Below are 14,895 nucleotides of genomic sequence, written 5' to 3'. Positions count from 1 at the left end.
GTCCGCTGGTGCCGGCGGCGGGAAGCCGGGTCGTCGACCCTTGACGACAAGGTACGACCCGGTTAACACTCTCGCAACAGCCGTGTCGCGGCAGCGAATCGGAACCGACGACCCGGCTCCTGTCCACCAATTTTTGTTAACGCTAACAACAACTGATACCGGATCTCAAACAAGAAATCGGACACCTCCCTGGAGGAGACAGTCATGCCGCAGCGGGATCGACCGCGTACCGCCGGACCACGACGAACAGCCCTGGCATCACTCGCCGCCCTCGCCCTCACCGCCAGCCTGCTGGCCGCCGGCCCGACCACCGCCACCGCCGCCGGACCGACCGACGGACTTGTCCTCTGGTACGAACTGGATGCCACCGCCGGGACCGTCGCCACCGACGCCTCAGGCAACGACCGGCACGGCACCGTGCACGGCACCGCCGACTGGTCCGGTGAAGAAGGACTCGGCCTCAACGGCACCGACACGTACGTGGATCTGCCCGACGACGTTCTACGCGACCTGGACTCGGTCACCGTGACGATGGACGTGCTCATCGACCCGGCGCAGGCCACCCCCTACTTCATCTTCGGGATAGGCAACACCAGCGGCGGCACCGGCGACGGCTACCTGTTCGCCACCGGCGACCAGTTCCGCGCCGCGATCGCCAGCGGCAACTGGTCCACCGAGCAGAACACCCGGCCGAACCCGACCCGCAACCTCGCCCGCGGGGTCTGGAAGCACCTCACCTACACCCAGTCCGGCACCACCGGAGTGCTCTACGAGGACGGGGTCGAGGTCGGCCGCAACACCGCGGTCACCATCACCCCCGGGTCGATCGGCGGCGGCACCACCACCGCAAACTACATCGGGCGTTCGGTCTACACCGGCGACCGCTACCTCGCCGGTCGGGTGCGTGACTTCCGCATCTACGACCGGGCGGTCACCGCCGACGAAGCTGCCCAGCTCGGTGCACGCGCGGCGGCCGCGGTCGTCGCCCACGACGCGGCCGAGCTGGACCTCGGCGACACCAGCCGGGTCACCGCCGACCTCCCACTGCTGGCAACCGGGCCGGGCGGCTCGGCCATCGACTGGACGTCCAGCGACCCGGCGGTGGTCGCCACCGACGGTACGGTGACCCGACCGGCCGTCGGCCAGCCCGACGCGCAGGCCACGCTCACCGCCACCCTGAGCCGGGGCACCGCCACCGATACCAGGACCTTCGAGGTGACCGTACTGGCCGAGTTCGACGACGCGCAGATCGTCGCCGACGCCGCCACGGCGCTGACCGTGCACAACGTTGACGACGTGCGCGGCAACCTGACCCTGCCCACGGCAGGCGCCGACGGCACGACAGTGACCTGGGCGTCGGACAACCCGGCGGTGATCGCCACGGACGGCGTGGTCAACCGACCGGCAGCCGGAGCCGGCGACACCACTGTCACGCTGACCGCCACCGTTACTCGCAACGCGGCCAGCGCCACCCGCGAGTTCACCGCCAGCGTCCCCGAACTGCCGGCACCAGCCGACCGCACGGGCTACCTGTTCAGCTACTTCACCGGTGAGGGCACCGCCGACGGCGAACAGGTCTACTTCGCCCTCAGCCAGGGCAACGACCCGCTGCGGTGGCAGCAGCTCAACGACGGCCGGCCGGTGCTCACCTCGACGCTCGGCGAAAAAGGGCTGCGCGACCCGTTCATCATCCGCTCCCCGGAGGGTGACAAGTTCTACCAGATCGCTACCGACCTGCGGATCCACGGCAACGGCAACTGGGACGGTGCGCAGCGGCACGGCAGCAAGTCGATCATGGTGTGGGAATCCACCGACCTGGTCAACTGGACCGACCAGCGCCTGGTCCAGGTCTCCCCCGACACCGCCGGCAACACCTGGGCACCGGAGACGTACTACGACCCGTCGATCGGCGCGTACGTCGTCTTCTGGGCTTCCAAGCTGTACGCGGCCAACGACCCGGACCACACCGGGAGCACCTACAACAAGATGCTGTACGCCACCACCCGGGACTTCCACACCTTCTCCGAGCCGCAGGTGTGGGTGGATCCCGGCTACTCGGTGATCGACTCGACGGTGATCGACCACGACGGCGTCTACTACCGGTTCACCAAGGACGAGCGCAACAACTCCTCGTCGACGCCGTGCAGCAAGTTCATCCTCGCCGAGACGGCGACGTCGTTGCGCGACACCGAATGGGACTTCCTCACCGACTGCATCGGCCAAGGCTCGATGTCCCAGGGTGAGGGACCCACCATCTTCAAGTCGAACACCGAGGAGAAGTGGTACCTGTTCATCGACGAGTTCGGCGGACGCGGCTACATCCCGTTCGAGACCACCGACCTTGCCTCCGGCGAGTGGACACCGTCGAGTGACTACACGCTGCCGTCGCACCCACGCCACGGCACTGTACTGCCGGTCACCCAGGCCGAGTACGACGCGCTGCTCGCCGCCTACGGGCCTGACCCGGGGCCGGAGCCACCGGCCGACGGGCTGCTGCTGCACTACAAGTTCGATGAAACCGGCGGCACCGTCGCCACCGACTCCTCCGGGCAGGGCCGGCACGGCCGCTACGAGCGGACCCCGGAGTTCGGCACCGGCGTCGAGGGCGGTTCGTTCAAGATGAGCGGCGGCGCCAGCGGCTCGACCACCGCGCCGTACGTCACCATCCCCAATGGGGTGTACGCCGGTGTCTCCAGCACCACCGTGGCGACATGGGTCAAGTGGGACGCCTCCAGCACCGCCAACCAGTGGATCTACGGGCTGGGTCCGAACAGCAACCGCTACCTGTTCAGCACGCCGCGCAACGGCGGTGGGGTGCTGTTCTCGGCGATAACCACCGGCAGCTGGCAGGCCGAGAAGCAGCTTCGGGCGTCGGCAGCGTTCACCGGAGGCGAGTGGAAACACTTGGCGGTCACCGTCGGCTCGACCACCCGTACCGCCGTGATGTACCTCGACGGGGTCGAGATCGCCCGGGCCACCGACGTTGCGATCCGCCCGTCGGACCTGCACGACCCGAGCCGGGATTATGCCGGATATGTCGGCCGCTCGCTTTACGGCGCTGACCCGTACTTCGCCGGCGAGGTGGACGATTTCCGGATCTACAACCGGGCGTTGACCGCCGACGAGGTGTACGCCCTGGGCGGCGCCCCGGCCGCGATCACCGGTGCCATCGTGGCGCAGCTCAAGGTGGACGCCATCGTCGACGCCGACACCCGACGGATCGTCCTGCCGGTCCACCCGGACACCGACCTGACCGCCCTGGCACCGGAGTTCACCCTCGCCCCCGGCGCCACCGTCGCACCAGAGTCGGGCACCGTACGGGACCTGAGCACACCGATGACGTACACCGTCACCGGCGCCGACGGCTCCACCGCGACCTGGACCGTTGAGGCCCACCTGATGCGCTCACCGGTGCTGCCCGGACTGTACGCCGACCCGAACATCGCGGTCTTCGGCGACAGGTTCTACCTCTACGCCACCACCGACGGATTCGCCGGCTGGAGCGGCACCAAGTTCTCGGTGTTCTCCTCGGCGGACCTGGTCAACTGGACCGACCACGGGGTGATCCTGGATCTGGAGACCGACGTCGACTGGGCGGACAACAGCGCCTGGGCACCGACCATCGCCGAACGCGACGGCAAGTGGTACTTCTACTTCAGCGGCGGAAAGGCCACCGGCGACACCGGCAAGCACCTGGGTGTCGCGGTCGCCGACTCCCCGACCGGGCCGTTCCGCGACGCGCTCGGCGAGCCGCTGGTGCCGGCCGGGACGTACCCCGGTCAGATGATCGACCCGGCGGTGTTCACCGACGACGACGGACGCTCCTACCTGTACTGGGGCAACGGCAACGCCTACCAGGTCGAGCTCAACGAGGACATGGTGTCGTTCGACCCGGCCGAGGTGACCTCGCACCGGCCGTCCGGATACAACGAGGGCGCGTTCGTCATCAAGCGGGACGGCCGCTACTACTTCATGTGGTCGGAGAACGACACCCGCAGTGAGGACTACCAGGTGGCGTACGCCGTCGGCGACTCGCCGCTCGGGCCGTGGAGCGAGCGGCGGGGCACCATCCTGCGCAAGGACCTGTCGTTGGGGATCAAGGGCACCGGGCACCACTCGGTGGTGCGGGTGCCGGGCACCGACGACTGGTACATCGCGTACCACCGGTTCGCCATCCCGGACGGCGACGGCACACACCGGGAGACCACCATCGACCGGTTGGAGTTCGCCCCCGACGGCTCCATCGTCCCGGTGGTGCCGACCCTGGAGAGCGTCGCGCCGATCCGGCCGGTCAACTCCGCGCCGACGGTGATCGCCGTCACCGGTGCGGCCGGGCCGGTCGCCGCCGGCACCGAGGTCAGCGTCACGGCGACGTTCACCGACTCCGGTTCGGACGACACCCACCGGTGCGTGGTGGTCTGGGGCGACGGCACCGTCGACGCCGGCGTGATCGACGGGTCGGCCTGCGTCGCGGCGCACAGCTACGCCGAACCGGGTGTGTACCGGCCGACGGTCACGGTGATCGACGACCGGGATGCCGCGCACACCCTGGCCGGCGGCCATCTGGCGGTGCACCGGGCCGACGGCGGGCACGTCGCCGGCTCCGGCTGGATCACTTCACCGGCCGGGGCGTACGTCGCCGACGAGCAGGTGGCCGGGCGGGCCGAGTTCGGGTTCGTAGCGACGGCCGGTCCGGACGCGACCGGGCCGGGCCCGGTTGCGCTGCGCTTGCGCGTCGGCGAGTGGGAGTTCGCCGCGACCAGCCACCGGGGGTACGTGGTGGACGGCCCGCAGGTGCGGTTCAACGGCCGGGGCACGGTCAACGGCGCAGGCGACTACGAGTACATGGTCGGGTTGAACGACGAGGCGCTGCGGAAGCAGGGCAAGGACCGGTTCTGGATCCGGATCCGGGAGGCGGGTACCGGGACCGTGGTCTATGACAGCCGGATCAACGCCGACACAACCGCGCTCGGCGGCGGGGCGGTCGTCGTCGACGTCCGATGACGCGGCCGGGGCGCCACCCGTACGGGTGGCGCCCCGGCGCGCAAGCCTCGCCGGTCACTTGGCGAGCGGCTGGCCCTGCTTGTCGGTGAACTTGCCGATCAGGATGACGATGAAGTCGATCAACGCCCAGAGGCCGAGTCCGCCGAAGGTGACCAGCATCAGCACACCGGTACCGATCTTGCCGACGTAGAACCGGTGCGCCCCGAATCCGCCAAGAAAGAAGCTGAGCAGCACCGCGACGAGCCAGGACTTCTGCCCGGTGGCCGGAACGGCCGTGGTCTGCGACATGGTATACCTTCCAAAATAGACGATCGGCACGCGGTCCCCCGTGGCCGATGTGGTGGTTCGTCGTCCAGGACCGGTCGGTCTGGACAGCGACACGGCAGATTACCGCAGAACGGGACGCGCGGGGGGACTGGTCCACCGGCGCGCGGGCTCACCAGGGCGGCCGGTCACCAGCTGTCATGATCCGCACCCGGCTATCGTTACCGAGGCCAGCGAGGCGAGGCACCGACGAGACGAGGGGAGCGGGTAGATGACGCTGCGCGATCAAGCGTTCTGGTTACGATCCCCCGGCAGCGGGGAGATCCGGTCGGCCGACGTCGAACCGCCCGCATCCGGCGAGGTCCTGGTGCGGACCCGGTTCACCGGGCTAAGCCGGGGCACCGAGACGCTGGTCTTCCGGGGCGAGGTACCACCCAGCCAGTACGCCGCGATGCGCGCCCCGTACCAGGACGGCGACTTCCCCGCCCCGGTCAAGTACGGGTACCTCAACGTCGGGCAGGTCGAGCAGGGCCCGGACGAGCTCGTCGGCCGTACCGTCTTCTGCCTCTACCCGCACCAGACCCGCTACGTCGTGCCGGTCGACGCGGTCACCGTTGTTCCGGACAGCGTGCCGGCCCGCCGGGCGGTGCTCGCCGGCACGGTGGAGACTGCGGTCAACGCTCTGTGGGACGCCGCTCCCCTGCTCGGTGACCGGATCGCCGTGGTCGGCGCCGGGATGGTCGGTGCCACCGTCGCCGCGCTCGCCGCCCGGTTCCCCGGCGTACGGGTCGAACTGGTCGACATCGACCCCGCACGAGCCGCCACCGCCGCCGCGCTCGGCGTCGGCTTCGCCCACCCGGACACCGCCACCGACGGATGTGACCTGGTGTTCCACGCCAGTGCCACGTCGGCCGGGCTGGCCCGGTCGCTGGAGTTGCTCGCCGTCGAGGGCACGGTTGTCGACCTCAGCTGGTACGGCGATCGCCCGGTCACCGTGCCGCTCGGCGAGCACTTCCACGCCCGCCGGTTGACCGTGCGCAGCAGCCAGGTCGGCCGGGTAGCCCCGGCCCGGCGCGAGCGGCGCGGGTACGCCGGCCGGCTGGCTCTCGCCCTGGACCTGCTCGCCGACGAGAGGTTCGACACGCTGCTGACCGGCGAGAGCGACTTCACCGACCTGCCCGGAGTGCTGCCCCGGCTGGCCGCCGGCGAGTTGCCGGCCTTGTGCCACGTGATCCGTTACCCGACTGGAGGATGAGAAATGTTTAGCGTCACCGTACGTGACCACATTATGGTCGCCCACAGCTTCACCGGTGACGTGTTCGGCCCGGCGCAACGGCTGCACGGGGCCACCTTCGTCGTTGACGCCACCTTCAAGCGCATCGACCTCGACAGCGACAACATCGTCGTCGACATCGGTCTGGCCACCGAGCAGCTCAAGGCCGTACTGGCCGAGTTGAACTACCGCAACCTCGACGACGAGCCGGCGTTCGCCGGGATCAACACCTCCACCGAATGGCTGGCCAAGTTGATCGCCGACCGGCTGGCCGACCGGGTGCACGCGGGCGATCTCGGTGCCGGTGCCCGTGGTCTGACCGGGATCGGCGTCACCCTGCACGAGTCGCACATCGCCTGGGCGAGCTACGAGCGGGCGCTCTGACGTCGATGATCGTCGTGGTGCTGCCCGGCAACGTGGACGATCCGACCGCCCCCAGCGGCGGCAATGTCTACGACCGGCAGGTCTGCACCGGTCTGGCCGCGGCCGGATGGCCGGTGCGCGAGATCGCTGTCCCCGGTGACTGGCCGTGCCCGGACCGGACCAGCCGGGCCGCGCTCGCTGACCTCCTCGCCACCCTGGCCGACGGCACGGTGATGCTGATCGACGGCCTGGTCGCCTGTGGGGTGCCGGAGGTGATCGGACCGCACGCCGACCGGCTGCGGCTGGCCGTGCTGGTTCACCTGCCGCTCGCCGACGAGACCGGGCTGGACCCGGCTGAGGCTGCCGAGCTGGACCTGGCCGAACGCGCGGCGCTCAGCGCGGCGGCCGCGGTGATCGCCACCAGCGACGCGACGGCCCGCCAACTCGCCGCCCGCCACGGCCTGGCCGCCGACCGGATCCGGGTGGCGGTGCCGGGCGTCCCACCGGCGCCCCTGGCGAACCGGGACCCGACCGGCCGACGGCTGCTCTGCGTCGCGTCGGTCACCCCCCGTAAAGGCCACGACGTGCTCGTCGAGGCGCTCGCCACCGTCGCCGACCTGGACTGGGAATGTCTCTGCGTGGGAGCGCTGACCGCCGCCGCGTACGTCGACCGGGTCCGGCAGCGGATCGCGTACCACCGGATAGGGGACCGTGTCACGCTGGCCGGGCCCCGCGCGGCGACGACGTTGGCCGGCACCTACGCCGACGCCGATCTGCTGATCCTGCCGTCGCACGCCGAGACGTACGGCATGGTGGTCACCGAGGCGCTGGCCTGCGGCATCCCGGTGCTGGCCAGTGACGTCGGCGGGGTGCCGCAGGCACTGGGTCGCACCTACGCTGGTGAGCGACCGGGCCGGCTGGTGCCGCCCGCCGACCCGGCGGCGCTCGGTGCGGCGGTACGCCGCTGGCTGACCGACGGCGGCGAGCGGGAGCGGTTGCGGGCGGCCGCCGTCGCGCGCCGGGCCGGGCTGCCCGGCTGGGCGGACACTGCCGCCGCAGTTGGTGCGGTACTACACGAACTGAGTCGGCGCTGACGGCGGCGCCCCACCCAGCCCCACCCAGCCCCGCCCCGGTAACGGCGTCGCCAACCAGCAGAGGGAGACTTCATGGAGACGATCGAGTCGGCCGGGTACAGCCCGGCGTGGTTGGGGCTGCGGGAGCCCGCAGACGCGCAGGCGCGCTCGGCGGAACTGGTCGCCGAGGTACGCCGGCTACTGACCGGCGCCGCCCGCACCGAGATACACGACCTCGGCTGCGGCACCGGGTCGATGGGCCGGTGGCTGGCCCCGCAGCTGCCCGGTGCCCAGCACTGGGTGCTGCACGACCGCGACCGCGAACTGCTGCGCCATGCCGAGGCCCGGATGGCCCCGGCGGCGTCCGACGGCGCACCGGTCACCGCGACGGTACGCCGCGACGACCTCACCGCGCTCACCGTCGACGACCTCGCCGGCGCCGACCTGGTCACCGCGTCGGCCCTGTTGGACCTGCTCACCGCCGACGAGGTGGACCGGCTAGCGGCAACCGTCCGGGCGGTCGCCTGTCCGGCGTTGCTGACCCTGACCGTGGTCGGTGAGGTATGGTTCGATCCCGCCGACCCGCTCGACGGTGAGCTGACGGCCGCGTTCAACGACCATCAGCGGCGGCGCACCGCAGGTCGTCCGCTACTCGGCCCGTCGGCGGTGGAGGCGGCGACCGAGGCGTTCACCCGGCACGGGGCCACCGTGCTGGTGCGGCCCAGTCCGTGGCTGCTCGGCCCCGAGCGGGCCAAGCTGACCGAACGATGGCTGGGCGGCTGGATCGCGGCGGCGTACGAACAGCGGCCGGAGCTGGCCGCCCGGCCAGGGGGCTACCGGCGCCGCCGGCTCGCCGCTGCCGCCGCCGGTGAGCTGGGGGTCACCGTGGAACACCGGGACATGTTGGTCGTGCCCAGCTGAGGTCTGCACGGCGTACTTCCGGTGCCGGGCAGATGAACCGGAGGCGGCACCGTCGCGTATCTGTCGGCGGAGGCTCATCGAGGGGGGCACGTAATGCACAGGGCGGAGAGCCCGTTGCGCACGGCCGGCACCGGCCGTGACGCACAGTGAAGGGCAAGGCTTGGGCCTGGCTACGACTGACCGGTGGGGTGACCATCCTGGGGCTGCTGGCCTGCCGGCTCGGCACCAACGCGTTCCTGGACGGAATGCGGGTGATCGACGCGCGGGTGCTACTGCTGGCGGTCGGGATCGGGCTGCTGACCACGGTCTGCAGCGCTTGGCGATGGTGCCTGGTCGCCCGGGGGATGGGGCTGGCGCTGCCGCTGGCCGGGGCGGTCGCCGACTACTACCGGGCGATTTTCCTCAACGCCGCGCTGCCCGGTGGGGTGCTGGGTGACGTGCACCGCGCGGTCCGGCACGGCCGGGAGGTGGCCGACGTGGGCCGGGGAGTACGCGCGGTGGTGCTGGAACGGACCGCCGGTCAGCTGGTGCTGTTCGCGGTCGCTGCGGGTGTGCTGCTGACGCTGCCGGTGCCGGCACCCGCGCGGCTGGTCACTGCGGCTCAGGTCGCGGCGGCCATGGTCGCGGCGGCCGCGCTGGTGGTGGCGCTGTTCGTGGCGGTACGCCGCCGTCGGCCACGGGTTCGTCGAACGGCAGCCGCCGGGCCGGGCGGATCCTGGTGGACCCGCGCGGTCGGGCGGACCGTCGCCGACCTGCGCAGCGGTCTGCTGGCCCGACGGACCTGGCCGGGGGTGGCGTTGCTGTCGGTAGCCGCGCTGGCCGGTCACCTGGCCACCTTCCTGGTCGCCGCCCGCGCCGCCGGGTCGACGGCGCCGCTACACCAGCTGGCACCGTTGATGGTGCTGGCGTTGTTGGCGATGGCGGTGCCGTTGAACGTCGGCGGCTGGGGACCGCGGGAAGGGGTGACCGCGTGGGCGTTCGGTGCGGCCGGGCTCGGCGCGGGCCTCGGGTTGACCGTCGCGGTGGTGTACGGCCTGCTGGCGTTGACGGCGAGCCTGCCGGGTGCCGGTGTGCTGGCGGTCCGCTGGGTGCGTCGGCTGCCGGCGGTCCGGCAGCGGCCGCCGCTGCTGCTGCGGCTGCGACTGCGACCACGGCCAGCAACGTGACGGCCAGCAACGTGACGGCGGGACGGGCTGGTCGGCTACTGCTCGCCGAACCGGGACGACAGGGCGTAGCGCAGCAGGGCCACGTCGCCGATCTGGCGGACCTCGACCAGCGTCGCCCGCCGGTCGGCGTGCCACGGGAAGCTGCCGTCGCCGACGAACCGGGGTGCCCGGGAGTCGCCGACGAAGATCGGGGCGACCACCAGGTGCAGTTCGTCGGCCAGGCCGGCGGTGAGGAACTGGGTGTGCACCCGTCCGCCGCCTTCGACCATCAACCGGCCGACGCCCCGGACGTGCAGGTCACCGACGACCCGTCGCAGGTCGACCGGGTCACCGCAGTCGACGACGGTGGCGAGCCCGGCGAGCCGGCTGCGGGCGCTGCCCAGGCTCGCCGTGGCGCAGTACACGACCTTGTCGACGTCGCCGACCGTGAAGAACCGCGCCTGCGGGTCGAGGTCGGCGCTGCCGGTGACGGTGACCTTCATCGGGGTGGGTGGGTGGCCGGCGGCCACCCGCCGACGCCGACGGTCCGCCGACCGGACCAGCAACCGAGGGTCGTCGCGGCGCACTGTGCCGGCCCCGACCAGGATCGCGTCGCAGTCGGCACGTACCGCGTCGACCCGGTCGAAGTCGGCGTCGTTGGACAGCAGCAGGCGCCGCCCGCTCGCGTTGTCCAGATACCCGTCGATCGACATGCCGCAGCTGAGCAGGACGTAGGGTCGCTCAACCACTGATGGCACCTCCTTGACGACCGGCTTGACGACCGGAAGATAGCCTGCATGCGAGGCCGGCACACATTCTCCCGTACGGCTCATGTGTCGGTGCCGGCCGGACCGGTGCCGACGCTCTGCGCAGCACATCACCGATAGGACGCACGATGCTTGAACCGCCGCCCCACGCTCCAGTCAACGGTAAGCGCGCCGCCACCAACGGGACGGGTCCCGCGCCGACGGCGACGGTCCGCCGGCAGGTGACGGTGCCGCTGCGGTTCGCCGACGGCTACATCGCCAGTGCCCGGGTCTTCACCTTCGACGGTCTGACCGACCAGCGCGAGCACGTGGCGCTGGGCCTGGGCGACTGGGACCGGGCGTTGGACCAGGCCACCGACGGCGGCGACCCGCCACTGGTACGCCCGCACAGCGAGTGCCTGACCGGCGACGTGTTCGGCAGTCAGCGGTGTGACTGCGGCCCGCAACTGCGGGAGGCGGTGGAGCGGATCGCCGCTCACGGCGGCTTCCTGCTCTATCTGCGGCAGGAAGGTCGGGGCATCGGGCTGTACGCCAAGCTCGACGCCTACGCGCTGCAGGACGCCGGGCTGGACACGTTCGAGGCGAACGTGGCGCTGGGCCGGGGCGAGGACGAACGCGACTACACGGTCGCGGCGCAGATGCTGCTCGCGCTCGGCGTGCACCGGGTGGCCCTGCTCAGCAACAATCCGGACAAGGCGGCGCAGCTCACCCGGCTCGGCGTCACGGTGACCGAGCAGGTCCCCACCGGCGTGCACGTCTCCGCCGCGAACGTCCGCTACCTGGCCGCCAAGGCGAACCACGCCGCGCACACCATCGATCTGTCGGTGACCGACTGACTGAGCCGACCCGACACTCGTGGGCTGGGCGGTCAGCACAGGTAGGGCCAGCCAGCCGCGTCGTAGCCGATCCGGTTGATGCCGAGCAACGCGGCACCGTTGTTCGCGTAGTAGTGGTAGGCGAGGTAGTCGCCGTCGCTGTCGGCGAGTACCGTCTGGCCGCGCCCTGACAGCACCGGTCGACGGAGACGTACAGGTAGTAGTAGCGGTAGTAACCGCCCCGGTTGACCAGCGTCGGTGCCTCGATCGCTCCGCCGCCACGGCCGGCGAGGCTGTGCATCGCCGAACCGGACCGCTCGGGCTCGACCGGGGTCTTAGCGCCGAAGCCCGGGACCATCTGGATCGTGCCCGCGAGCTGGCCGAACGAATTCGCGACATCGGTCTGCAGGCACGGACGCTACGCGCACTGGGTGACCTGCCCTGGCTGGGCAGCCGGCATTCGCAGGCCGAAGAGCACTACCGGCGGGGACTCGCGCTGGCCTGTGCGGCGGGCCACCGGGCCAGCGAGACCCGCTGTCTGCGTGGCCTCGGCGAGTTACGACGCGACACCGGCCGGTTCGACGAAGCCCTACGCACCCTCACTCGTGCCGTGGCGGTGGTCGACCGCTGCCCGGACCGCCGGATCGCACCGTACGCGCTGAGCGCGCTGGGCAACACGCACCTGCTCGCCGGCCGCCCGCAGCCGGCGATCCGGCCCTTCCAGCAGGCCGTCACCGTCGCCCTACGCTCGGCGACGCCCGGGCTTCGGTCCTCGGTGCGCGCTGGGTCGCGCCGAGCTCGCCCGCAGGGACCGGGACGCGGCCGGCAGGCTGGTCGGCGAAGCGCGCCGGTTGTCCGAGCGGTGCGGCACGGTCGCCCGTACGACCGAGGTGGACGGCCAGCTGGCCGCGGCCGGCATCGCCGGCTAGGTGGCATCCGCTCAGCTCACCGAGACGGTGACGAGCTGTCCCCGGTGGTCGCTCATCCCCCAGCCCGGCACCATCCGGTAGTCGTGGACCCGGGCCGGACCGGCGGTGAACGCCCAGTCCAACCGCCACAACACGGTCCCGCCGTCCGGCCAGGAGACCGGGTAGATCTCCCGGCTGGCCGGCAACGCGTCCCGTAGCCGGCGGCCGAGGGCACGCAACTCCCCCATCGCCGACGTCGCGTTGAAGTCGCCGGCCAGCAGCACCGCTGCCGGGTTGCCGGCGAGGTCGGCCGCCACCGCCCGGTAGTGGGCCTGCCGACGGATCTCCTGCGCCCGCATGAAGGCGGTGAACTCGGCCCGTCGCGGATCCATCGAGACGTCCAGCTGCACCGGGACGTGCACGTTGTACGCCGAGAACACGGTCCCACCCACCAGCAGGTCGGTCCGCAGGACCTTGTACCGGTAGTAGTCCGGGAAGTCGGAGCCGGGGGGCGGACCGCCGAGCCCTGGGTCGGTCAGGTACGGCGTGGCGTCCAGCCCGTGGTGACGTACCACCGGGTACCGGGACATCGTCAGCAGCTCGCCGACCGCGACGATCTGGTAGCCGGGGAACCGTTCGCGCAGTTCGGCACGGTAGTCGACGCGGACCGGCCGGTGCCCGGCGAGATCCCAGCCGACGTGCTCGCTGAGCAGGTAGACGTCGGCCCGCTGGTCGGCCAGGTAGGCGTAGAACCGCTCCGGGTCGTCGCCGTCGTGCCAGTACTCGGTGTTCCAGGCGAACACCCGAACCGCGTCGGCGGGGGCGGGTGCGGCGGTGCGCCCGCCCGGCAGGGCATGCACGTTCAGCCCGGCCAGATCGGTACCGAGCACCAGGCAACCGACGAGCACCAGGGCGAGCCGGGCACGGACCGGGCGGGCCAGCAGCGTCAGTGGGGCCAGCAGCAACGGCACCGCGACGAACAGCAGCGGCGGCATCAGTTCGAACGGACGCCACCACCACTGCGTTCCGGTGAGCGTCAGGAACACCGCGAGGAACAGGCTCCAGCCGGCGACGGTGGCGAACACCAGCCGGGTACGCGGTGGCCAACCTCGATGCCGGGGGCCGCCGGGGCCGCGGTCCGCCGTACCGCCGGCCGGTCCGTCTCCTGGCACCCCTGGCACCCCTGGCACCCCTGGCGCCGCTGGCGCCGCTGGCGGCGCGGCGGTCCGGGCCGCGCCGCCAGCGGCGGTGATCAGGTGGCTCATGCCGGCGCCCGGGTCACCGTCGGGGCGGCCGGCACGGCGGTGGACGGCCACTGAGCGTCGTACAGCCGGCGGAACCGGCCGGACACCAGCCACTGCAAGGCACCGACCGCGATGCCGGTAGAGATGGCCACGTTGGTCGCGAACGCGACGGCGGTGAAAACCGCCAGGAAGCCCGGGCCGCGCCGACGCAGCACGTAGCGGTACATCGCGGCGTCACCGGCGAGCATCACCGCGAGCAGCGCCCCGGTGGCCAGCGACGCCCATGGGCTCAGCACGACCAGTGGCAGACTGGCCAGCACACCGAGCGCGGCGAGCGCGGCGAGCGAACGCGAGGCGCTCTCGAAGCCCTTGGCGAAGCGCCGGCGCCGGGCGAACAACGGCACCCGCAGCCGCGCCCGGCGGAACAGCTTGCGCATCAGCGGCAGCAGCTTGTCGTCGTCGTCGTGCCAGCCCCGGACTGCGTCGGTGACCCGGATCTGGTAGCGGGTGGACATCCGCTGCCCGTAGTCGACCTCCTCGGTCTGGCGCAGCCGGGGATTGAACGGACCGATCTCGTCGAACACCCGCCGGGGGATCGCGGTAAGCGACGAGAACAGGAAACTGACCTCGCCGAGCGAGGCCATCCGCCAGCAGTACGCCTGCAGCACCCGGCACTGCTCCACCACGCTGTCGCGGATCAGTGGCTCGTCTTCGTAGATGCCGCAGACCGCACCGTACTCGGGATGCGCGCGCAGTTCGGCGACCGCCGTCTCGATCGCGTCCGGCCGCAGCGCCACGTCCGAGTCGACGAAGAACAGGATCTCGCCCCGGGCCGCGGCGGCCCCCATGTTGCGGGCCACCGCGACGCCGCTGTTGCGGGCGGTCCGCAACACCGTGACGGCCCGCTGCCGGGCGATCGCCAGCGAGTCGTCGGTGCTGTGGTCGTCGACCACGATGATCTCGATCGGGCGGTACGTCTGGTCCAGTGCCGCGTCGACGCACTGGCCGATGGAGTTGCCGTAGTTGTAGTTCGGGATGATGACGGACACGAGCGGGTCGGCCATTGCTGCTCCTTGTCGGGTTGGGGCGGTAGTCGGCTGAGGGTGGGGCCGGCCGTC

12 protein-coding genes and 1 pseudogene are annotated in these 14,895 nt (G+C 71.5%); 8 read left to right on the top strand and 5 right to left on the bottom strand.

Annotated features, from left to right (window positions below; all coding sequences use genetic code 11):
- The first annotated feature begins 204 nt into the window (after positions 1–204).
- The gene (locus ACFHW1_RS26570) at positions 205–5,004 is read left to right on the top strand and encodes a family 43 glycosylhydrolase (RefSeq protein ID WP_416616387.1); all 4,800 of its coding nucleotides are present in this window, start codon (positions 205–207) and stop codon (positions 5,002–5,004) included.
- A gap of 54 nt (positions 5,005–5,058) precedes the next feature.
- Here the strand turns inward: ACFHW1_RS26570 and ACFHW1_RS26565 are convergent, their stop codons facing one another.
- Positions 5,059–5,292, bottom strand: coding sequence for a TM2 domain-containing protein (locus ACFHW1_RS26565; RefSeq protein ID WP_416557364.1), 234 nt, complete (start codon positions 5,290–5,292; stop codon positions 5,059–5,061).
- Positions 5,293–5,539: 247 nt separating this feature from the next.
- Here ACFHW1_RS26565 and ACFHW1_RS26560 point away from each other — a divergent pair, with 247 nt between their 5' ends.
- The 5 genes from ACFHW1_RS26560 to ACFHW1_RS26540 all read left to right on the top strand — a co-directional run bounded on the left by ACFHW1_RS26560 (position 5,540) and on the right by ACFHW1_RS26540 (position 10,064).
- On the top strand, positions 5,540–6,523 hold the full coding sequence (locus ACFHW1_RS26560; RefSeq protein WP_416557365.1) for a zinc-dependent alcohol dehydrogenase: 984 nt from the start codon (positions 5,540–5,542) through the stop codon (positions 6,521–6,523).
- 3 nt (positions 6,524–6,526) lie between these two features.
- On the top strand, positions 6,527–6,925 hold the full coding sequence (locus tag ACFHW1_RS26555) for a 6-pyruvoyl trahydropterin synthase family protein (protein WP_416557366.1): 399 nt from the start codon (positions 6,527–6,529) through the stop codon (positions 6,923–6,925).
- Entirely contained in the window at positions 6,922–7,998 is a 1,077-nt protein-coding gene (locus ACFHW1_RS26550; RefSeq protein WP_416569248.1) for a glycosyltransferase family 4 protein, read from the top strand. The genes ACFHW1_RS26555 and ACFHW1_RS26550 overlap by 4 nt, the downstream gene beginning before the upstream one ends.
- Before the next feature lie 72 nt (positions 7,999–8,070).
- Positions 8,071–8,898 carry a class I SAM-dependent methyltransferase gene (locus tag ACFHW1_RS26545; protein WP_416557367.1) on the top strand — a complete coding sequence of 276 codons (828 nt, stop codon included), beginning with the start codon at positions 8,071–8,073 and terminating at the stop codon, positions 8,896–8,898.
- Between the two features lie 146 nt (positions 8,899–9,044).
- The gene (locus ACFHW1_RS26540) at positions 9,045–10,064 is read left to right on the top strand and encodes a lysylphosphatidylglycerol synthase transmembrane domain-containing protein (protein ID WP_416557368.1); all 1,020 of its coding nucleotides are present in this window, start codon (positions 9,045–9,047) and stop codon (positions 10,062–10,064) included.
- A gap of 35 nt (positions 10,065–10,099) precedes the next feature.
- Here ACFHW1_RS26540 and ACFHW1_RS26535 read toward each other — a convergent pair whose 3' ends face one another.
- On the bottom strand, positions 10,100–10,792 hold the full coding sequence (locus ACFHW1_RS26535) for a RibD family protein (RefSeq protein WP_416557369.1): 693 nt from the start codon (positions 10,790–10,792) through the stop codon (positions 10,100–10,102).
- Positions 10,793–10,938: 146 nt separating this feature from the next.
- Between ACFHW1_RS26535 and ACFHW1_RS26530 the strand changes: the two genes are divergently transcribed.
- A complete protein-coding gene (locus ACFHW1_RS26530) occupies positions 10,939–11,646 on the top strand; it encodes a GTP cyclohydrolase II (protein ID WP_416557370.1) in 708 nt (235 codons plus the stop codon).
- Between the two features lie 32 nt (positions 11,647–11,678).
- Here ACFHW1_RS26530 and ACFHW1_RS26525 read toward each other — a convergent pair whose 3' ends face one another.
- Positions 11,679–11,822: a hypothetical protein gene (locus tag ACFHW1_RS26525; protein WP_416557371.1), complete on the bottom strand. Its 144-nt coding sequence runs from the start codon at positions 11,820–11,822 to the stop codon at positions 11,679–11,681.
- 98 nt (positions 11,823–11,920) lie between these two features.
- On the opposite strand from ACFHW1_RS26525, the pseudogene ACFHW1_RS26520 reads away from it, so the two are divergent.
- Positions 11,921–12,355, top strand: a pseudogene (locus ACFHW1_RS26520) (tetratricopeptide repeat protein); the annotation flags it as partial.
- 210 nt (positions 12,356–12,565) lie between these two features.
- On the opposite strand, the gene ACFHW1_RS26515 reads toward ACFHW1_RS26520, so the two are convergent.
- Both ACFHW1_RS26515 and ACFHW1_RS26510 read right to left on the bottom strand, forming a co-directional pair.
- Entirely contained in the window at positions 12,566–13,798 is a 1,233-nt protein-coding gene (locus tag ACFHW1_RS26515) for an endonuclease/exonuclease/phosphatase family protein (RefSeq protein ID WP_416616385.1), read from the bottom strand.
- Entirely contained in the window at positions 13,795–14,841 is a 1,047-nt protein-coding gene (locus ACFHW1_RS26510; protein WP_416557511.1) for a glycosyltransferase family 2 protein, read from the bottom strand. The genes ACFHW1_RS26515 and ACFHW1_RS26510 overlap by 4 nt, the downstream gene beginning before the upstream one ends.
- Positions 14,842–14,895 lie beyond the last annotated feature (54 nt).

Origin of the sequence: Micromonospora sp. LOL_014 (genome assembly GCF_048060245.1) — a bacterium.
Classification (GTDB): Bacteria; Actinomycetota; Actinomycetes; order Mycobacteriales; family Micromonosporaceae; genus Micromonospora_E.
This window is presented reverse-complemented; position numbering and strand designations above follow the sequence as displayed.